17 protein-coding genes and 1 pseudogene are annotated in these 19,706 nt (G+C 59.6%); 9 read left to right on the top strand and 9 right to left on the bottom strand.

What is annotated here, in order from left to right:
* Positions 1-9: 9 nt before the first annotated feature.
* Entirely contained in the window at positions 10-1,242 is a 1,233-nt protein-coding gene (locus RLW55_RS08915; protein WP_423416210.1) for a benzoate/H(+) symporter BenE family transporter, read from the bottom strand.
* A gap of 111 nt (positions 1,243-1,353) precedes the next feature.
* Here RLW55_RS08915 and RLW55_RS08910 point away from each other — a divergent pair, with 111 nt between their 5' ends.
* The 4 genes from RLW55_RS08910 (at position 1,354) to RLW55_RS08895 (ending at position 5,454) form a co-directional block, all read left to right on the top strand.
* Positions 1,354-2,844, top strand: coding sequence for a PLP-dependent aminotransferase family protein (locus tag RLW55_RS08910; RefSeq protein WP_423416209.1), 1,491 nt, complete (start codon positions 1,354-1,356; stop codon positions 2,842-2,844).
* 154 nt (positions 2,845-2,998) lie between these two features.
* Positions 2,999-4,303, top strand: a complete 1,305-nt coding sequence (gene glyA, locus RLW55_RS08905; RefSeq protein ID WP_423416208.1) for a serine hydroxymethyltransferase — start codon at positions 2,999-3,001, stop codon at positions 4,301-4,303.
* A 16-nt stretch (positions 4,304-4,319) separates the two neighbouring features.
* The gene (locus tag RLW55_RS08900) at positions 4,320-5,141 is read left to right on the top strand and encodes a YggS family pyridoxal phosphate-dependent enzyme (protein ID WP_423416207.1); all 822 of its coding nucleotides are present in this window, start codon (positions 4,320-4,322) and stop codon (positions 5,139-5,141) included.
* Positions 5,142-5,184: 43 nt separating this feature from the next.
* Positions 5,185-5,454, top strand: a complete 270-nt coding sequence (locus RLW55_RS08895) for a hypothetical protein (protein ID WP_423416206.1) — start codon at positions 5,185-5,187, stop codon at positions 5,452-5,454.
* Positions 5,455-5,501: 47 nt separating this feature from the next.
* On the opposite strand, the gene RLW55_RS08890 is transcribed toward RLW55_RS08895, so the two are convergent.
* The 7 genes from RLW55_RS08890 to kdpF all read right to left on the bottom strand — a co-directional run bounded on the left by RLW55_RS08890 (position 5,502) and on the right by kdpF (position 14,071).
* Entirely contained in the window at positions 5,502-5,819 is a 318-nt protein-coding gene (locus tag RLW55_RS08890) for a hypothetical protein (protein WP_423416205.1), read from the bottom strand.
* Positions 5,820-5,920: 101 nt separating this feature from the next.
* Complete coding sequence (locus RLW55_RS08885) at positions 5,921-6,634, bottom strand: response regulator (protein ID WP_423416204.1); 714 nt, start codon at positions 6,632-6,634, stop codon at positions 5,921-5,923.
* Positions 6,606-9,293 carry a DUF4118 domain-containing protein gene (locus RLW55_RS08880; RefSeq protein WP_423416203.1) on the bottom strand — a complete coding sequence of 896 codons (2,688 nt, stop codon included), beginning with the start codon at positions 9,291-9,293 and terminating at the stop codon, positions 6,606-6,608. Before RLW55_RS08880 ends, RLW55_RS08885 begins: the two co-directional genes overlap by 29 nt.
* Before the next feature lie 50 nt (positions 9,294-9,343).
* On the bottom strand, positions 9,344-11,425 hold the full coding sequence (kdpB, locus tag RLW55_RS08875; RefSeq protein WP_423416202.1) for a potassium-transporting ATPase subunit KdpB: 2,082 nt from the start codon (positions 11,423-11,425) through the stop codon (positions 9,344-9,346).
* Positions 11,426-11,440: 15 nt separating this feature from the next.
* Complete coding sequence (gene kdpC, locus RLW55_RS08870; protein WP_423416201.1) at positions 11,441-12,124, bottom strand: potassium-transporting ATPase subunit KdpC; 684 nt, start codon at positions 12,122-12,124, stop codon at positions 11,441-11,443.
* 10 nt (positions 12,125-12,134) lie between these two features.
* Positions 12,135-13,838 (bottom strand): potassium-transporting ATPase subunit KdpA, encoded by a 1,704-nt coding sequence (gene kdpA / locus RLW55_RS08865; protein ID WP_423416200.1) that lies wholly within the window; start codon positions 13,836-13,838, stop codon positions 12,135-12,137.
* A 137-nt stretch (positions 13,839-13,975) separates the two neighbouring features.
* Positions 13,976-14,071 (bottom strand): K(+)-transporting ATPase subunit F, encoded by a 96-nt coding sequence (gene kdpF, locus RLW55_RS08860; RefSeq protein WP_374251535.1) that lies wholly within the window; start codon positions 14,069-14,071, stop codon positions 13,976-13,978.
* 515 nt (positions 14,072-14,586) lie between these two features.
* On the opposite strand from kdpF, the pseudogene RLW55_RS08855 reads away from it, so the two are divergent.
* From RLW55_RS08855 to RLW55_RS08835, 5 genes and pseudogenes are all read left to right on the top strand, one after another.
* Positions 14,587-14,781, top strand: a pseudogene (locus tag RLW55_RS08855) (LysR family transcriptional regulator); the annotation flags it as partial.
* Positions 14,782-14,823: 42 nt separating this feature from the next.
* Complete coding sequence (locus RLW55_RS08850) at positions 14,824-15,537, top strand: LysR family substrate-binding domain-containing protein (RefSeq protein WP_423416396.1); 714 nt, start codon at positions 14,824-14,826, stop codon at positions 15,535-15,537.
* Positions 15,538-15,763: 226 nt separating this feature from the next.
* On the top strand, positions 15,764-17,011 hold the full coding sequence (locus tag RLW55_RS08845) for an outer membrane beta-barrel protein (protein ID WP_423416199.1): 1,248 nt from the start codon (positions 15,764-15,766) through the stop codon (positions 17,009-17,011).
* Between the two features lie 77 nt (positions 17,012-17,088).
* Positions 17,089-17,370 (top strand): hypothetical protein, encoded by a 282-nt coding sequence (locus RLW55_RS08840; protein ID WP_423416198.1) that lies wholly within the window; start codon positions 17,089-17,091, stop codon positions 17,368-17,370.
* A gap of 37 nt (positions 17,371-17,407) precedes the next feature.
* Positions 17,408-18,349: a class I SAM-dependent methyltransferase gene (locus RLW55_RS08835; protein WP_423416197.1), complete on the top strand. Its 942-nt coding sequence runs from the start codon at positions 17,408-17,410 to the stop codon at positions 18,347-18,349.
* A 359-nt stretch (positions 18,350-18,708) separates the two neighbouring features.
* Here the strand turns inward: RLW55_RS08835 and RLW55_RS08830 are convergent, their stop codons facing one another.
* The gene (locus RLW55_RS08830) at positions 18,709-19,398 is read right to left on the bottom strand and encodes a response regulator transcription factor (protein WP_423416196.1); all 690 of its coding nucleotides are present in this window, start codon (positions 19,396-19,398) and stop codon (positions 18,709-18,711) included.
* Between the last annotated feature and the right edge of the window lie 308 nt (positions 19,399-19,706).

Here is a 19,706-nt window from a genome sequence, read left to right as displayed (position 1 = left end):
TCCGGCGTGTCACTTCGCGGCTCCCTCGCTGACGGTCAGGTCGGTGTGCGCGCGGCGCGGCAGACGACCGTTGAGGACGAGGTAGGCGACGAGGCCGATCAGCAGTCCCCAGAACGCCCCGCCGATGCCGAGCAGTTTGATGTTGGCGGCGGACGCGAGGAAGGTGATCAGTGCTGCCTCGCGGGAGGTCGGGTCGGCCATCGCCCCTGCGAGGCTGCCGCCGATGGTGCCAAGGAGCGCCAGACCGGCGAGCGTGGTGATGAACGTCGCGGGAAACGCCATGAAGACGGCGGCCAGTGTCACGCCGAACACACCGACCAGCACATAGAAGCAGCCAGCCGCGATGCCGGCGATCCAGCGCTTGGATGGGTCTTCATGTGCTTCCTTGCCCGTGGCGATCGCTGCCGTGATGGCCGCGATGTTGAAGGCATGGGAGCCGAACGGGGCCATGATGAGCGAGCCGAGACCCGTCACGGTCACGATCGGATTGGCGCTGGTCTTGAACCCATCGTTCCGCAAGACCAGCATTCCCGGCATATATTGGCCGGTCAGCGTAATCAGGAATAGCGGCAATGCGACCGAGAGCAGCGCGTTCAGCGAGAACGCCGGCATGGTGAAGACCGGAGCCGCGAATTCCAGTTTCAGCCCCGACAGATCGACGCGACCTTGCGTCAGCAGGAAGGCGAGTCCGAGAACCAGAATACCGACCACAGCGTAACGGGCGGAGAAGCGCTTCAACGCGACATAGGCGACGATCAGCAAGCCGACCAGCAGCGGATCGACGCTCGCGCCCCCGAAGGCCCCGATGCCGAATTGCAGCAGAATACCAGCCAGCAAGCCCGAGGCGATACCCGGCGGGATCAGGCGAATGACCTTCTCGAAATAGCCGGACATGCCGAGCGCGACGAAGGCTGCCGCCGAGATCATGTAAGCGCCGACCGCCTCCGCATAGGGCGTCGTCGCAAGCGCGGTGACCAGAAACGCCGCTGCCGGCGTTGACCATGCCGTGATGATCGGTTCGCGATAGCGCAGGCTCAGGAATAGTCCCGTCAATCCGACGCCGATAGAAACCGACCAGACCCAGGATGCCGTGAGTTCCGGGCTTAGCCCTGCGATCTTCGCCGCCTGAAAGACCAGAATGAACGTGCCGCCATAGTTGACGATGACGGAGATCAGGCCCGCGACGATTGGATGGGTCAGATCGTTGAAGCGGATGGGTAAAGGCGAGGAACGGGACGACATAATCCTGAGGAGTCTCCTGTGGTTAGGGCGCGCGGCGAACAAGGCGCATTGACATTTAGCCAATAAATGGCCTGATTAGCCCATCCACTTTCCTCAATAGGTTCAGACCATTTGTTCAAGCACTCCCAACTCGAATCCGTGAAGGCATGGGTTGCCCATCCGGCCCATGCGGCGATGCCGCTTCACGCACGGATTCAGCGGGCGATCCGCCAACTGATCGTCGACGGCGCCCTCGGGCCGGGCAAGCCGCTGCCCGCCTCACGCGCGCTCGCCAAATCGCTGGGGGTCTCGCGCGATACGATCGAAGCGGCCTATGCCCAGCTTCACGCGGAAAGCTTTATCGACCGGAGGGTCGGCAGCGGCAGCTTCGTCGCGAAGATGACCGAGTTCACTCCCGGTCGTCGTCTATCCCAGCGGGACACGCTGTTGCGCAATCAGGCTCCCAATCTCAGCAAGCGGGGAGCGGCCATGTTCCGCAGCGGCGGCGTTCGCGAGATGCTTTCACCGCGGCCGTTCGCCCATGGCGTGCCGGAGACGCGGACCTTTCCGCTTCAACTCTGGGAGCGTCTGGAACGGCAGGTTCGCAAGGAGCTTGGCGCAAAGACACTGCATCACGGCGACCCGCAGGGAACCGAGCCGCTTCGCCGCGCCATTGCCGATTATGTGAATCTTGAACGCGGCGCGCGCGCCACGGCTGACCGGGTACTGGTGCTGACCAGTTCGCAGCAGGCCATGTCGCTCTGCGCGAACATGCTGCTCGATCCCGGCGATCTGATCTTCATCGAAGACCCGGCCTATTACGGTGCACGCAAGGCGTTCGATGCGGCGGGGCTGGACTGCGTTCCGATCCGTGTCGATCGGCAGGGGCTCGTCATTGAACAGATCATGGCTGAGCCGGGCCGGGCCAAGGCGGTGTTCCTGACGCCATCCCACCAGTTCCCGACCGGCGCGACACTGGCTCTGGACCGCCGTCTGGCCCTGATCGAATGGGCTGCGCGGCACCAGGCGTGGGTCATCGAAGACGACTACGACAGCGAATTCCACTACGCAGGCAAGCCGACCGCTTGCGTGCAAGGTCTCGATCCGCACGACCGGACCATCTACATCGGCACCTTCACCAAATCGCTCTTTCCAGGCCTTCGGATTGGCTATGTCGTGTTGCCGCCCCAGCTCGTGAAGCCGATGACCGTCGCGCGCACGTTGCTGGATGGCCATACGGCCCCCATGGCGCAACTGACGCTGGCCCGCTTCATGGAAGGCGGACATTTCGGCGCGCATGTTCGCACCATGCGCGGAATCTACGCGCATCGGCTCGACGTGCTTGTTCGTCTCGTCCGCAAGCATCTGTCGGATTTCGTCGAGCCGCGTGTTCCTGTTGGCGGGCTGCAAATGCCCTGCGTGTTGACCTGTGATCTCTCGGAGCGCACGGCCATCGACGCGGCGCGACGGGTCGGGATCGAGCTTCTGGGCTTGTCGGCGCTGCATGCTGCCGGCGATGCGAAGGCCGGCTTCCTGATGGGCTTTGCCGCCTACACACCTCTCGAAATCGAAGTAGCGGTCAAGAAGCTGGCGAATGCGCTTCGAGCGGTGACGAAGCCATAGACTGGCCCGGTTCTGCCTCTGGCTGAATGGTCTGAACGATCCGTTAAAAGTGGAAGGGAACAGCAGACCACGCCCGTGATAGGTGCTGACGGACACTGCCGCTCGAAACCTGCACAGAGAAACCAATCAATCAGCATCTTGAAGGAGATCAGCAATGGCCACATCGCGAGCGCCGCACGCAGTTCAGAAGATCGAAAACGCAGGCGTGAGCGCTGCCGGTTTGTCGCTCGCCGATGACGCCGTTGCTGTTGCGATCGCCAATGAGACGATCCGCCAGCGCGAGTCCATCGAACTGATCGCCTCGGAAAATTTCGTGAGCCAGGCGGTTCTCGATGCGCAGGGCTCCGTTCTCACCAACAAATATGCCGAAGGCTATCCGCACCGCCGCTACTATGGCGGCTGCGTGAATGTGGATGTTGTCGAGGATTTGGCGATTGCGCGCGTGAACCGGCTTTTCGGCAGCGCGCACGCCAACGTCCAGCCGCATTCGGGCAGCCAGGCTAATCAGGCGGTGTTTCTGGCGCTCCTTACGCCCGGCGATACGATCCTCGGCCTGGATTTGAAGGCCGGCGGACACCTGACCCATGGTGCTCCGGTCAACATGTCCGGCCGCTGGTTCAATGTTGTCAGCTATGGCGTCGATCCGGAAACCCATCGCATCGACATGGATCAGGTGGCCGCGCTTGCGCACCAACACCGGCCCAAGCTCCTGATTGCCGGCGGCTCGGCCTATCCGCGCGTCATGGACTTTGCGCGTTTCCGCCAGATCGCGGACGATGTTGGGGCGGTCCTGCTCGTCGACATGGCGCATTTCGCGGGGCTGGTCGCGGGCGGCGTCTATCCGTCGCCGGTTCCCTTCGCCGATGTCGTCACCTCGACCACGCATAAGACGCTGCGCGGGCCTCGCGGCGGCTTCGTTCTGACCAATGATGCCGAGATCGCGAAGAAGATCAATTCCGCGACGTTCCCCGGCCTTCAGGGCGGACCGCTCATGCATGTCATCGCCGCGAAGGCGGTGGCGTTCGGCGAAGCACTGCAACCGTCATTCAAGACCTATACGCAAGCTGTGGTCGAGAATTGTCGTGTGCTGGCGCAGGCTCTTTCCGATGGCGGTTTGAAGATTACTTCCGGCGGCACGGATTGCCATTTGGCCGTCATCGATCTGCGTCCCTTCGGCACGACCGGCAATGTCGCTGAGAAGGCTCTGGAGTCGGTGGGCATCACGCTCAACAAGAATGCGATCCCGAACGATCCGGAAAAGCCCATGGTGACGTCCGGCATCCGCGTCGGGACGGCGGCAGGCACTTCGCGCGGATTTGGCGTGGACGAATATCGTGAGATCGCCGCGCTCATTCTCGATACGCTTCATGCTGTCCGCGCCGAAACGCTCGACGCGGATCGGCAAGGGATCAACGAGCGCGTGCGCCAGCTCGTCGCGCGCTTTCCGCTGCCTTACTGATCGGGGACGGGCCGCGATGACCATCCCTTCCACCGTCGAACTCTCGCCGGACGAGATTGCCCGTTTCGGCAGCGATCCCGTCGCGGCCTTTGCCGCAAACCTGAAAGCAGTTCAGGAGCGCATCGCAGCCGCCTGCCATCGTAGCGGGCGGAGCCTTGATGATGTGCGCCTTCTGCCCGTCACCAAGACGGTTCCGGCCCGTGTCCTGCGGCTCGCATACACCGCCGGCATCGCCGACTTCGGGGAAAACAAGCTCCAGGAGGCCCGCGACAAGCGGGCCATCCTCGGCGATCTACCAATCCGCTGGAGCATCATCGGCCACCTCCAAACAAACAAGGTGAAGTATCTCGTCCGGTTTGCTTCTGAGTTCCATGCGCTCGATAGCTTCCGGTTGGCCGAGGAGCTGAACCGTCGCCTGGAAGCCGAGGGGCGTGACCTCGACGTGTTCGTGCAGGTCAACACCTCCGGCGAGGCCAGCAAGTACGGCCTTCATCCCGACGACATCATTCCCTTTGTCCAACGTCTGTCCGAATTTCCCCGGCTCAAGCCGCGCGGTCTCATGACGCTGGCGATCTTCAGTGCCGATATCGAGCGCGTGCGGACTTGCTTCCGTTTGCTCCGCTACCTGCGCGACCGTGCCGTCTCCATCCAACCCGAAATGGCTCGGCTTTCTATGGGCATGTCGGGGGATTTCGAGGTCGCCATCGAGGAAGGCGCGAACGTAGTGCGAGTTGGACGGGCCATTTTCGGCGTTCGTCCGACTGGCAACGCCTACTATTGGCCGGGCTTCGCTTCTGATCCTAACCCGACGAGAGCGGATATCGACCTACAAGGCTAATGTAACAGGGCTAACGATAGCGGATATTTTCGAGGTCACCTTGGTGACCGGCCTCGACGACCTCCATCCGACTAAGCGACACTATCTCACGGGGAGTATGTCTTCGGGCATCGCTCCTGCTTTCGAAACACTCCATCAGGTGGTCGTTTCCTACGATGGCTCGACCTTGGACCTCCTGACATTACTCATCGAGCGTTTATATGCGACAGTCTTCACATCCGATGTCGAATTGTTGGCGCGGATCATCATCTCCGAAGGGCGACGATTTCCGGTCATCTCGGAACTCTACCATCAGCTTCTGGTGCGCCATTGACATTCTGCATCGAGCCATTGACCGATCACATTGCGCCGGGATGCGGATCAAGCCGAAAAATGGATTATCGCCACCGCCAGGCCGATTGCGACAGCAATCACGACTCCCAGGCGAGCCAGCATTTTGAGTTCGGGTATATCATGCTGTTGGGCCTGAGGGTTCATGTAGTAAAATAGCCCGAGGCGTGAAAACATCATAATTCTCCTGCCTTTAATCAGTTTGGCAACGAGAAACATAGAGACGGCGATGTCAGGGTTGCGTTCTGTTTTATCGAAACTTGTAAAGGCCGTAGAAGCGACCGATTTGGATCCGCCATTGTTTGTGGGGGGTGGACAATTGGCGACAGAATTGAGTGCCTGAAGCACAACATTCCTCAGTCGAGATCTGCGACGATCCCCCGCATTCATGACGTTTCCCCGCTTGTCAGATCCCCACATCGGGGGATCGAATCAATGCCGTGGGGCGCCTAACCAGCCTCCGGAATCTCCAGACCGGAGAGACGATAGCCGACCTGCAACTCGGTGATGAGATGCGCTGGCTGTGAGGGGTCCTCCTCCAGCTTCTGGCGAAGTTGCGCCATATAGATGCGGATATAATGGGAACGCTCTGCGTAGCCCGGTCCCCATACGTCCATCAGTAGCTGCCTGTGCGTGAGCACCTTGCCGTGTCCCCGGATCAGCGCCGTGAGCAGACGGAATTCATTCGGCGTCAGGTGAACAGGCTCGCCGGCCCGGGTGATTTCATGGGTTGCGAGGTTGATCGAGACTTTGCCGAACTTCGCAACCGGAGAAGCGCCTGCTCCGTTTGATACCGTGCTCGAGCGACGCAATTGCGCGCGCACACGTGCCAGCAACTCGGGCACACCGAAGGGCTTCACCAGATAGTCGTCAGCTCCGGCGTCCAGCGCTTCGACCTTCTCCGATTCCTGCTCGCGAGCCGAGAGCACGAGGATTGGAGCAGAGATCCAACCTCGAACCTCGCGAATCAATGCCTTGCCATCCCCGTCAGGCAAGCCGAGGTCGACGATCATGAGGTCCGGCTTCCGACTTCCCGCATTCAGACGCGCTTCCTCGGCTGTGGTCGTCTCGAAGACGTTCATGCCCTCCTTTTCCAACGCCATGCGGACAAAGCGACGGATATCGGCTTCATCCTCAACGATCAGGATACGTGGCTTGATCATTCACTATCTCACTCTCGAATTCGGGAGGCGTACCTAACGGCAACTGGATCTCGAAAGCCGCTCCGTGCGGTTTTCGCGCATGCGCCCGAATAGTGCCTCCATGGGCGGATATGATGCTGCGGCACAGCGCCAGGCCAAGACCGACCCCAGCGATGGACGATTCCTTCTGCCCCCTTGCGAACGGCTCGAAAAGTCCCTCCGGATTGGCTGTGGGTAGGCCGGGGCCGTCGTCTTCGACCACCAAATAGACTGAATCGCCCGATGCTCCTCCTCGAACCATCAGCGTTGTCGTGGGCGGCGTATATTTAGCGGCATTGTCGAAGAGGTTAATCAGGACACGCTCGATGAGGGTCGCATCGACCTCGACGAGCGGCAGGTTGACCGGCAAATTGGTCCGCACTGTCCGCGGCTTTAGAAAAGAGGTCGACTGCGCAAGTGCGCTGCCGACGATTTCGCTGAGCGGATGCCATTCTTTGTTGAGGCGCACGCCCTCGCTCTGCATCCGCGCCAGGTCGAGCAAATTGCTTACAAGCCGTTTGAGTTCATCGGCCTGCATTCTGATGGATCTGGCGAGGTCGCTGCGATCCTCGTCGGGAAGCCCCTGTGCGTGCTCAAGGGTTTCGGCTAGGCCGCGGATCGCAGTGAGGGGAGTCTTGAGATCATGCGACACCGCCGAAAGGAGTGTGTTGCGAAGCTTCTCGCCTTCCATGCGGACCAGAGTGTCCTGGGCGACGTCCACGAAGTGGATACGTTCCAGGGCCAGCCCTATGGTTGAACAGCAGGCGTCCAGCAGGCGGCGGTCATCCGGATCGTTGGATATCGGGGAACCGCTTGGCAGGATGGCGAGCACGCCCCGGGTGGCCATCGATGCCTTCAGCGGGAGGTACAGGGCATCGGCAGCGCTTAAGGTCTGCGTCCCGAGCCCTGCTTGCTGAGCGTGGTCAAAGGTCCATTGAGCCACAGACAGGTCGATGATGCCCGCATCCTGTGTCGCAACGAGTCTTTCCTTTTCATTTGGTACGAGGAGAACCACCTGCGCGCCGAACAGGGGCGTGATTGCATCGCGACAGATCGCGACGACCTGTTCGAGTTTGATGGCGCTGGACAGCTCACGCGCGATCCGGGCGAGTGCGGAGGCGCGGCGTTCACCAGCGCGAGCAACCCTGGCTTCGGAGCGCATGCGCGCGGCGAGCTGGCTGATGACCACGGCCACGACAAGCATCAGGGCAAAGGTGAAGAGGTACTGAGTATCCGTCACCGCAAACGACAACCTAGGCTCGATGAAGAAGAAATCGAAGCACGCGACAGACAACAGGGCTGCCCAGGCGCCGGCGACGCGACCGAGACGCATCGCGACAAAAATCACTGTCATCAGGAACAACATGACGACGTTGGATGGATCGAAGACCCGGAGCAGCCAGGCCGCGAGCGCCGCCGTCACGCCGCAGGCGAGCGTTGCAATGACAAGCCCGCGAGCATAGCCGTCTGGCTGATCCGTGACTTTGCGTTTGATCGCGCGTGGAACATCATCCAGGTTGAGGAGGATCACACCCATTTCCGGGCCTGCGCGGGCGATCCTCTCCTGAAGCCGCGACCGGAAGGGTATGAATCGCCAACCGTGCGGATTTCCGACAATAAGCTTGGTAACATTGCGCTTGCGCGCGTAGTCCAGCAGGGTTTCGGCGACATCCTGTCCAGGCACGTTGGCAAATTCGGCGCCGGCAGCCTGGGCAACGGCGGCAATGCTCAAGAGTGACTCTCGTGAGCTGGTATCGTCGCCCTGATAGGGCCTATCGACATGGACGACGATCCACTTGGCTTGCAAGCGCTGGGCGAGCCGCGCGCCTTCGCGCACCAACCGCTCCTGTGATTGGTCGGCGCTGACGCACACCATCAGCATTTCCTGGGTCGGCCAGACGGACTTGATCGCATGCGAGACACGGTAGGTCCGCACATCGGCGTTGACCCGATCGGCGACGCGCCGCAACGCCAGTTCCCGCAGGGCAATCAGGTTGCCGCGCCGGAAGAAATTCTGCCGCGCACGCTCTATCGAGACCGGCAGATAGACCTTACCCGCGTTCATGCGCGCCAGCAGGTCATCAGGCGGCAGGTCGACGAGGACGACGTCGGTCGCTGCATCAAAGATGCGGTCGGGAACGGTCTCCCGCACCCGAACCCCGATGATGCCACCGACGATATCATTCAGGCTATCGAGGTGCTGGACGTTCAGAGCAGTATAGACGTCGATGCCTGCATCGAGCAGTTCGTCGATGTCCTGCCAGCGTTTGGCGTGGCGGCTGCCGGCGACATTGGTATGAGCCAGTTCGTCGACAACCAGGAGCTTGTATCCCGATGCCAGGGCGCCATCGAGATCAAATTCGGTGGTGGGCCTGCCATTGCCGCTCATGGTTTTGCGCGGCAGAACAGGAAGGCCCTCCAGGAGCTCTTGCGTATCCTTGCGACCGTGCGTCTCGACGATCCCGATACCGACCGGGACGCCATCGGACTGGAGTTGGCGTGCCGCCTGAAGCATCGCGAAGGTCTTGCCCACCCCGGCGCAGGCGCCGAAGAATATCTTCAGCTGTCCGCGTTTGGAACGATGGGTTTGATCCTTCACGACCTCCAGCAGATCGTCGGGATCGGGTCGCTGATCCACCATGATTGAGCGCCTAACCTCAAGCCAGTTTCTTGCCTTTTACGAGTGACCCGTCAAAAGAAGGGTGTGATGAGCATATCGATCACCTTTATACCGATAAACGGCACAATAATCCCGCCCAATCCGTAGATCAGCAGGTTCCGGCTCAGCAGGCGCGCAGCCGGTTCGGCCCGGTACTGGACGCCCTTAAGCGCCAGCGGGATCAGGACCACGATGATCAGCGCGTTGAAAATCACCGCGGACAAGATCGCCGATGCCGGGCTGTGGAGGCCCATGACGTTCAGGGTCGCAAGCGGGGGATAGGTCGCAACGAAGGCGGCCGGGATGATGGCGAAATACTTGGCAAGATCGTTGGCGACGCTGAATGTTGTCAGGGCCCCGCGGGTCATGATCATCTGCTTGCCGACCTCGACAACCCGCAGCAATTTTGTGGGGTTGCTGTCGAGATCGACCATGTTGCCGGCCTCCTTGGCGGCTTGGGTACCGCTATTCATGGCCACCGCGACGTCAGCCTGCGCCAGTGCGGGAGCATCGTTGGTGCCGTCGCCGGTCATCGCGACGAGCCGTCCTTCCGCCTGATACTCGCGGATAAGGCGGAGTTTATCCTCGGGCGTGGCTTCGGCGAGATAGTCGTCCACACCGGCCTCGGCCGCGATGGCGGCCGCAGTCAGCTTATTGTCGCCCGTGATCATCACGGTCTTGATGCCCATGCCACGCAGTTCTGCGAAGCGCTCCTTGATCCCGCCCTTGATGATATCCTTGAGTTCGATGACGCCGAGGACGGTGACCCCATCGCTGACGACCAACGGCGTGCTGCCTCGCCGGGATACTTCGTCAACGATTCTTGCGACCTCCTGGGGGAACACGCCGCCCATTGACTCGACATGAGCCCGAATCGCGCTGGCTGCGCCCTTGCGAATCTGGCGACCGTCGATATTGATGCCGCTCATCCGCGTATGAGCGCTGAATGCGATCGCTTCGGCTCCGTGAAGCTCACGACCGCGGATGCCGAAAGCGTTCTTGGCCAGCACCACGATCGATCGGCCTTCCGGCGTTTCGTCGGCAAGCGACGCCAGCTGGGCGGTGTCGGCAAGCGCGCGCTCGTCGATGCGGGGGGCGGGAAGAAATTTGGTGGCCTCCCGGTTCCCGAGTGTGATGGTGCCCGTCTTGTCGAGCAACAGCACATCGACGTCGCCCGCCGCCTCGATGGCCCGGCCGGAGGTCGCCAGTACATTCGCCTTCATCATTCGGCTCATGCCTGCAATGCCAACCGCCGACAGCAATGCGCCGATGGTGGTCGGGATCAGGCAGACGAGCAGTGCGATAAGCACCGTGATCGTGACGACCGAACCTCCTCCAGCGATGATTGTGCCGAAGCTCGAGAACGGCAGCAACGTCACGCAAACAAGAAGGAAGATCAGCGTGAGCGCCACCAAAAGGATCGTCAGGGCGATCTCATTGGGGGTCTTGCCGCGCTTGGCGCCTTCGACCATGGCGATCATGCGATCGAGGAAGGCTTCGCCTGGCTTTGCCGTGACGCGCGCGATGATCCAGTCGGAGAGAACGCGCGTGCCACCGGTGACCGAACAGAAATCCCCGCCCGCCTCGCGGATCACTGGCGCGGATTCGCCGGTGATCGCCGATTCGTCGACCGAGGCAGCCCCCTGAACCACTTCACCGTCGGCGGGAATGATCTCGCCGGCCTCGACCAGAAAGTAGGTTCCAAGAGCGAGTTCGTCGCTCGGAGAAGGCCAGGATTCACTCTGCCGGTTCGGCTCTTTCAAGACGCGGGCAATCACCCTTTGGCGCGTTGCCCGCAACGCATCGGCTTGCGCTTTGCCGCGTCCCTCAGCGAGTGCCTCTGCGGCATTGGCAAAAAGAACCGTGAACCAGAGCCAGGCGGCGATCGCAAAAATGAAGGCCGCGGGAGCCTCACCCTTTCCGGTCAACGCCTGGATCCATAGCAGCGTCGTAACGATACTGCCGAGATAGACCACGAACATCACGGGGTTTTTCAGCTGGACGCTCGGCGACAGCTTTCTGAACGCTTCGCCAATGACAGAGGCCCAGGAGACGGGCTTGAGGGTTCCGCCCACACCTGCGCCTTGCGGCGCGTTTGTCTCTACTAAGGACATGATGACACCTATGTCTTATTGAGCGGCAGGGCGGGCTGGATGAGCCGCGTCAAGCGCGAGATTGAATTCGAGAACGTTGATCCTGGGATCGCCGAGCGCACCGAACTGTCGCCCCGTGGTGTGTTGATCCACGAATTGCAGCATCTGCTCGGTCGACATCCCGCGGGCCTTGGCAAGGCGCGGCGCCTGAAGACGGGCGTTGGCGACAGAAATATCAGGATCAAGCCCGGAGGCCGACGCTGTGACGGCGTCGACAGGCACCGCAGCATCGGCTGCCAACCCATTCTCCTCCCGATAAGCCTTTGCGCGTTCGGCAACGGCGTCGAGCAGCTTCTTGCTGATTGCGCCTTGATTGCTCGCTCCGCTCAGGGCGGCGTTGTACGGCTGATCAACGGTCTTCGAAGGATCGCTGGGGTCCGTTCCCGATGTCGCACTCGGCCGGCCGTGCAGATATTCTGGTTTGGTAAAGTACTGGCCAATCTGGCGCGAGCCGACGGCGTTTCCGTCTCTGACGATCAGGCTCCCTTTGGCCTGATCGGGAAAGAGGATGTTGGCGACGCCGGTCGTCGCCAAAGGATAGGCGACGCCGGTTACCAGCATGAAGAAGGCGGCGGAGGCCAGAACCGGCCGCGTAATACCCTTGAACGCCGATTGCGACCCTGGCGCGGGTGAGTGGATGATGGTTTGTTCGTTGCGCATGAATGGATCCTCAGAATGTCGTGCCAGCAAGCATCAGCAGATGTTCGACGATCGGGCCGAGCGCGAGCGCCGGCAGGAAGGTCAGTCCGCCAACAACCAACACCACGAACACCAGAAGCCCGGTGAACAGGGGAGTTGCGGTCGACAGCGTGCCAGGTCCTTCGGGCACCGTCTTCTTGGCCGCCATCACGCCGGCGACGGCCAGCATCGGCAGGAGGGTGAAGAAGCGGCCGATCAGCATCGCGAGACCAATCGTCGTGTTGAAGAACGGCGTATTGGCGTTGAGGCCCGCGAAAGCCGAGCCGTTGTTAGCCGTGCCCGATGTGTAGGCGTAGAGAACTTCGCTGAAGCCGTGCGGTCCCATATTGGCAAGGCTATCGAGCGTGGAAGGCAACACGCAGGCGAGTGCAGTGAAGCCCAGGATGCTCAGCGGATGCGCGAGGATCGCAATCATCACGTACTTCATCTCGCGCGCCTCGACTTTCTTGCCGAGGAATTCCGGCGTCCGTCCGATCATCATGCCGACCAGGAACACTGTCAGGATCGCGTAGGTGACGAGGTTGATGAGACCGACGCCGTCACCGCCGAACACATTGTTCAACATCATCTGCGCGATAGGAACGAACCCACCAAGCGGTGTCAGCGATGAGTGCATGGAATCGACGGAGCCGGTCGTCGCCGCCGTTGTCGTTGTCACAAACATGCTGGTCTGAGCGATGCCGAAGCGAAGCTCCTTGCCCTCCATGTTGCCACCACCCTGGAAAGCTGTCTGGGCCTGATCAACCCCCATGGAAGCCAGCATCGGATTGCCAGCCTGTTCGGAGCTGTAGACCAGGGTCAGGAAGCCGACGAACATCACCAGGAAGGCGCCAAAAAACGCCCAACCCTGACGCCGCCGCAAGATCATGGCACCGAAGGTGTAAGTGAGCGCGGAGGGGATCAACAGCATGCTCAGGATATGCAGCGTGTTGGTGAGAGGTGTCGGATTCTCGAAGGGATGCGCGGCGTTCATCCCGTAAAAGCCACCACCGTTTGTACCGATGTGCTTGATCGTTTCAAAACTCGCCACCGGTCCCAGGATCAGCTGTTGCTTGGCTCCTTCAAGGGTCGTGACGATCGCATCCGCGCTCAGCGTTTGCGGCATGCCCTGCCAGACGTAGACGAGAGCCATGAGAAAGCAGAGCGGGAGGAAGAGGCGATAGAGAACACGGGTGAAGTCGACCCAATAGTTGCCGATATCAGCGGTCGTCTTTCGGCTGAGTCCCCGGATGAATCCGCCGGCCGCCGCAACACCTGTCGTAGCGCTGATCGACATCAGGAAGGTGATGGCGGCCATCTGCGAGAAGTTCGAGAGACTCGACTCCCCGGAGTAGGCTTGCCAATTCGTGTTGGTCGTGAAGGACGCCGCCGTGTTGAAAGCCAGATCGGGCGTTTGTGCGGCGCGCGCGAGCGTATCGCCGGGCAGGAAATCCTGTATCCGGAGAATAAAATAGCCCAGGAGCAACATGGCGGCATTGCTGAGCACCAGCACCATGCCATAGCGCTTCCAGGACATCTTCTCTTCGGGGTCGACACCGAGAATACCATAAGTGCCGCGCTCCAGGGTGTTGTGGCCTGGGCTCGTGAATAGATGCGTCATCCATTTGCCCAGAACCACAACCAAGCCGGTCATGATTGCAAGGATGAGGATGAATTGAGTGATGTCTTGTGTCATGCGAGCGTCCTCAAATTCGATCCAGGGCTACGATGAACCCTGCAGTGATTGCGAAGAAGACGAGCGTCACGGCTACGAATGCGAGGTCGCCCATGTTTGCTACCTGGTGTTTGTTGTTGCGGATGTCCGTTCCAGGCTCAGAAGCGCTCGGGCTTCACGAGGGCGTAGAACAGATAGGCGAAAAGACCGATGGCGCAGAGCCCGGCGAGCCCGGTCATGAACGATGCGGTCATGGCTGCCCCCTCCCAACTGACCGGCAAATCGGGGGCCGCGCCGTGATGATCGGCGCGCGTTCGTCGACTACGGGCCCGCGTGATTGGGGTCCGGATCTATGAGTAGGATGATTGTGCAGCATGCATACCGGCTCCATTTTGAGGTTGGATTGCCGGCAGGCATTTACTGCGTCGCATGTAAGGGTAGTGCTGAGTTTTTACGCGCACGCATAAGGACGGTGTAAAGAACTCAGAATAACTGTCTCGCGGCCAAAATTGATTTTTCCAGATCGCGCCAGATCGGTCGGATCACCAAGTGATGACTATGGCGCCGCGGACAAGTGAGGCGACGGATTTCTTACAGCGTTTTTATATATATGGATAAAAACTATATCCCACGCTTACACTCAATCGCCTAAGCGTTGAGCCTACCTTTACGAACTCAAGTGTCGAAAATCGTCTAATGTTGGAGGCTAGACCGGCATATACGGAGGTTTTCGCGCGACCTTAACCATCTAACCGCCGGTCTATGCGTTGTGGTCACGCCCAAATGCAATATCGAGGTTCGGCATCTTCGTTATGTCGTCACAGCTGCAGAGCAAGGAAGCTTCCGAAAGGCTTCCGCCAAACTGGGCGTGCGGGAATCGACCATCAGTCGGCAGATTAGAGAATTGGAAGATGGGCTAGGCTCCAGCCTCTTCGTGCGAGGACGCTCCGGAGTCCTACTCACTCAAGCCGGGGAGAGTTTCGCTGAGAGAGCCCGATGCGCCCTCATGCAGATCGATTTTGCGATCCGCGATGTTGGAGCATTTGGGCGCGGAAGTCGCGGCATCATTCGTATCGGCCTTTTTTCCTCCCTGGCGACCGGATTTGTCGCAAATCTGATCGAGCGGTTCATTGCGGATCACAGGGAGGTGCAGCTCGAGTTCCTAGAGGGCGATCATCTTGAACTGATTCCCGCTATCCGTCGACGTCATCTTGATATTGCCTTCCTCCTCGAGCCATCGGAGGTCGAGAATTTCAGCTCGCTCCGTCTGTGGACTGAGCAAATCTATGTCGTTCTGCCGGAAGCTGACAAACTTGCGTCAAAGCCGGAAATTTCGTGGGACGATATACGCCGTCGCCGCTTTATCGTTACCGAGGCCGCGCCAGGTCGAGAAATCGAAGCCTTCCTTTTCCGCAATCTCTCTGCATTGGGCCTTCGCCCGGATATTCAGCGTGATCGCGTGTCTCGGCAGACCTTGATGCAGCTCGTCGCCTTCGGGCGGGGGATCACATTGGCCAGCGAGTCTATCGTCGAAGCGCAGTTCGCAGGCGTAGTATACCGACGGCTTGCCGGATTTTCGCTCCCCTTTTGTGGGATATGGTCGGATGGCAACGATAATCCCGCGCTTCGTCGCTTCCTGAGCATGGCAAGTATACTATCGCATGCGCAAGCGAGTGCCGAAGTTCATGCGTCGGATTCTGCGCATCAAGTTTCAGAATAAATTCTCAGTATTTGCTATTACAAAAATTCGATTGCAGGTCGGCCCATCTCCTGCTTGTCCGAATTGACGCCCAGGCGAAATTGCGAGCCGCGTCGGATACGCGAAACATTCACATCGCCCATATTTTTACATGATCTTTACGGGCCTCCAGAATATAAGACGCCGATTTTACGTACATACTCTTACCTCTCGCGTGCATTGACCTTTCAGACAAAGGGATGCACCCATGACCAATCCGTTGCCGCCCCGCCATTCACCATGTGTTGCGGAGGCTGCGAAAAACCTCAGATCAGGCATGCACGCCAGACGAGCCGCTTTGCTACTCGGTGTCTGTAGCTTGCTCTTTGGTGCCCAGGCGGCCCACGCGGATCCCCTGCCTACGCCGAGCTTCTCCGGCCCACTTACTCCGAACTCCAATCCGCTGTCGTTGGATGCTGGGCCGTTTGGACCGATTTACATCACCGGGCAGATCAGCGGAATTGGCGCGCTCCAAAGCAACGCTACCCATGCCGGCGGTATTGGAAATAATACCGGGTTCGTCGATCTGAGCAACGCGCAGATCGAGATCCAGACCAACCAAGGCCCGTTGCAGTTCTATGTTCAGGGCGGCGCATATTCACTACCGTCCTTGGGCACATCCTATCTGCAAGCGACCAAGGCGACGGACCAACTCTTCGGCCCCATCCCCGTTGCATACGCCAAAGCCGTGATCACGCCGGAGTTATCGGTCACGGCCGGCCTTCTGCCGACAATGGTCGGGGCAGAATCGACATTCACTTTTCAAAACATAAATATCGAACGCGGGCTCCTTTGGAATCAGGAACCGGCGATTAGTCGCGGCGTCCAGATCAACTATGCACGCGGTCCTCTTTCCGCCGCGATCTCGCTGAATGACGGTTATTTCTCAGGCAAGCTGAATTGGCTATCCGGTAGCATTTCCTATGCAGTGGATTCCTCCAACTCGCTGACTTTCGTCGGGGCAGGAAGCCTATCTCGCAACGACAAATCCTCATCTGCTACGCCGCTAGCACAGAACAATAGCAGCATCTTCAACCTCATATACAGTTACACCAGCGGGCCGCTAACGCTTACCCCGTATCTGCAATACAGCCACGTCGGGCGTGATGACCAACTTGGGATCAATCGCTCCGCCGATACCTACGGTGGTGCGCTGCTCGTCAAATATGCACTGAATACGGAATGGTCGCTTGGCGCTCGCGCCGAATATCTGAAGACGACGGGGGGGACGTGCGGTGCGGACGCGGCCTGCACGCCAACCAACCTCCTCTACGGCGCAAAGAGCAACGCATGGTCGCTTACCATCACGCCAACTTACCAGAAAGGCGTGTTTTTTGCGCGGGGCGAGCTGTCTTACTCGCGCGTTGGCAATCTTGAGGCAGGCTATGGTTTCGGCCGCGACCTGAACCGGCGCGATCAGATGCGCGCCTTACTGGAGACCGGAATCCTCTTCTGAAACGATTGATCGGCGCGGTTTGGGCACCGTGCCGACCATGACGTTCGGTTCTTTCCTCGAAGCAAAGGAGATTGGCTATGAGTTCTGAAAAGTCGGAAGAACCTGACAGTGAGCCACTACAGCGGTTCTTCATGGCGCCCGACCCCTTAGGGCATTGGATCGTACAAGACCAGGCTGGTCGCCGATCAGGTTATTTCATCAACCGAGAATGGGCGCGGAAATTCGCTCTTGCCGAGAATGGACATCGGCCTGATCTGCTCATCGAACTTCCTGAAGCCAGTGCGCTGACATTCACGCAGATCGCATTTCACAACGATTCATCAAACGGCGGGTTGTCCGCCTATCGTAAGGCGGCATGAAATGCTCGCAATTGGCAACGCACCTCGCATTTCTCCTGTGGCGAAGGCGTATGATCTGTCCGGCGCTACCTATGGCAGCTACGCAGATGGCGACACGTCCGATCTGTTCCGTTTCAGCGGCACACATGGCTACGCCGATCATCACGTCTGGGCATGCGTTATGGCCAAGCTATCTGAGATCCGCCTATCAAGAGCTACGCGCTTGAGCGTTCTCGATGCTGGGTGTGGCCCCGGCACCTGGCTGAAGCGCCTGGTGGTCACGGCCAAGGAGATGGGCTTCATTGAAATTTCCGCTCGCGGTTTCGACGTTTCCGCCGAGCAGATCCAGCGGGCTCGCGTAAACTGCCGCGACCTCTCATCTCTTCCCGGCATTAGATTGGAATTTAGCGTCGGCGACCTCACCGAGGCGCTTCCTGAGGCTGACGAGAGTATTGATCTCACGCTATGTCTCTACAGCGTGCTCAGCCACATCGCCCCTGCTGACCTTCCGTTAGTTGCCAGGGAGCTCGGACGCGTGACACGTGGCTGCCTCATTACAACCGTCCGACCAGTCGGCAGCATGCCGTCCGCGCTGGTTGCCTCGATCGACGAGGTTCGTCGGCTCTTGCATGACCAGCAACGGAACTGGTGCGAGGTTGAACTGGCAGATGGCTGTCTTACGGCATTCAGCTTCCATCTCTTTTCCACCGACGAAATGAGTTCACTGTTCGAAGGCATGTTCGACATCGAAGTGATCGAAGGGCTGGACTTCTTTCATGGACGCTTCGCGGCCGATCCAAGATGGAACCCGAAAGGACATGATCTTCCCCATGCGCTCGCACGGGAACTTGCGAAACTGGAGAAGAGCTTCGCCGCCAATCGAGAATACAGCGATCATGCCAACCACCTGCTTCTGATCGGTCGGAAGCTGGCTCACGCAAGTCGATCCGACCAGCGACAGCGGCAACCAAAGCTTACGCTGCACTCAGTGAGCCGCTGACCAGCGTTTACGAAGAGCGATCGGTAGGCTGGCTTTGCATTCTTGCCGTTTTGGTTGCAGCCGGGGCCCTCATGGGCCTCGCGCTACTTTGCAGACGAGCCGACGCCAGACTACCGATCGATCCAACGATTGGTTTTCGTGATCCGCAGCGAGATTACTTGGAAATGTATGGAGCGAGCAATTCGGCTTCCCAAGGTGAAATCGACCCAGCGCAACGTGTTACTCTCCGAACGAGGCAGCGCGACAAAGCGTGCTGACAGCTTCATCGTTTCGCGGACAATCTATCTTTCGGCGAAATGGATCGTGACTATTGGCGTGGTCGGGCCAAATAGTATCCGCGGCGCGTTCAGCCCCGCCTGTCAGAACTCACGAGACAGCCGATATCCGATACACCGTTCGGTCCTCAAGAGAGATTGATCGTCCGAGCGCCCTGAGAGCTTTCGACGTAAGCTTCGAATAACGGCGCGGAGCGCTATGCGACGCCTAGTGCCCGACTCGCCCCAGACGCTTTTCTCGATATCGCTAAACTGCGACACTGCGCCCGGGCGTTGCACCAGAAACCAGAGCGTGCGGTATTCCGCGTCTGTCAGTGTGATTTCGCTGTCTCCGACTTTGACACGCGATCGAGCCACATCAAGACGGAAGCGATTATAACCGCCAGGTACAGCCAGACCATATTGGCGCCACGCAGCGCGGAAGAGCAGCTTGGTGCGCGCGACGAGGTCCGCCTCCAGGAACGGAGCCTCGAAGCAATCGACACCAGCATCAAGTATTCGACCGACAAGGTCCGAATCGCCGCCCTGGAGAATAAGCAATATCGGAAGGTGCGGCCGCACTTCATGGAGCATGGAGCACCAAGTCAGATTTTCCTGATGTCCCGATATCACCGCAACATCGTATTGGTGTTGTGCCAGCGAGCCGAGCACCGCTTGCGGCTCGGCAAAGCTGGTTGCCTTATATCCGTGTCGTTGCAAAATGCGCGCTATATAGCGCCGCATCGCAGGATCAGAGGCTACAACCGGTACTGCTGCGCAGCCGTCAAGAGCCACCTGCGGCCATCTAACCACCAAGCTCCCGCTTGGGAATTCTTCGACCTGTGAAAGGACTGTTAAAGTGGGCGCAGACGAGCTTGCTGGCGCCGCCGTCCTTTGCGTCGGGGCAGGCGAAATATCGCGTTGATCAATGGCCGTCCAATCGTGTGTTGCTGACTGTAGATGCATTGCTATCTACGCCAGCAATCGAAGAGCGGCGGAACAGCCGAGCATCAGTAATAGAAGCGCAAAGGCATGATCCCACACGCATAGACTCGAAGGAGAGATCGGCCGCCGTTTGACGAGGGCGGCGACGAGCACGACAA

The sequence above is a fragment of the Hyphomicrobium sp. B1 genome, from assembly GCF_049532635.1.
Lineage (GTDB): Bacteria > Pseudomonadota > Alphaproteobacteria > Rhizobiales > Hyphomicrobiaceae > Hyphomicrobium_B.
Note: the sequence above shows the minus strand (reverse complement) of the source record. Positions and strands in the feature narration are given on the sequence as shown.

Excerpts from the sequence above, each read along its gene's own strand:
- RLW55_RS08845 (WP_423416199.1), top strand. The coding sequence starts at position 15,764 with ATGACCAATCCGTTGCCGCCCCGCCATTCACCATGTGTTGCGGAGGCT.
- glyA (WP_423416208.1), top strand. The coding sequence starts at position 2,999 with ATGGCCACATCGCGAGCGCCGCACGCAGTTCAGAAGATCGAAAACGCA.
- RLW55_RS08915 (WP_423416210.1), bottom strand. The coding sequence starts at position 1,242 with ATGTCGTCCCGTTCCTCGCCTTTACCCATCCGCTTCAACGATCTGACC.
- RLW55_RS08840 (WP_423416198.1), top strand. The coding sequence starts at position 17,089 with ATGAGTTCTGAAAAGTCGGAAGAACCTGACAGTGAGCCACTACAGCGG.
- RLW55_RS08850 (WP_423416396.1), top strand. The coding sequence starts at position 14,824 with ATGCAGATCGATTTTGCGATCCGCGATGTTGGAGCATTTGGGCGCGGA.
- RLW55_RS08900 (WP_423416207.1), top strand. The coding sequence starts at position 4,320 with ATGACCATCCCTTCCACCGTCGAACTCTCGCCGGACGAGATTGCCCGT.
- kdpC (WP_423416201.1), bottom strand. The coding sequence starts at position 12,124 with ATGCGCAACGAACAAACCATCATCCACTCACCCGCGCCAGGGTCGCAA.
- RLW55_RS08880 (WP_423416203.1), bottom strand. The coding sequence starts at position 9,293 with ATGGTGGATCAGCGACCCGATCCCGACGATCTGCTGGAGGTCGTGAAG.
- RLW55_RS08885 (WP_423416204.1), bottom strand. The coding sequence starts at position 6,634 with ATGATCAAGCCACGTATCCTGATCGTTGAGGATGAAGCCGATATCCGT.
- kdpF (WP_374251535.1), bottom strand. The coding sequence starts at position 14,071 with ATGACCGCATCGTTCATGACCGGGCTCGCCGGGCTCTGCGCCATCGGT.
- kdpB (WP_423416202.1), bottom strand. The coding sequence starts at position 11,425 with ATGTCCTTAGTAGAGACAAACGCGCCGCAAGGCGCAGGTGTGGGCGGA.
- kdpA (WP_423416200.1), bottom strand. The coding sequence starts at position 13,838 with ATGACACAAGACATCACTCAATTCATCCTCATCCTTGCAATCATGACC.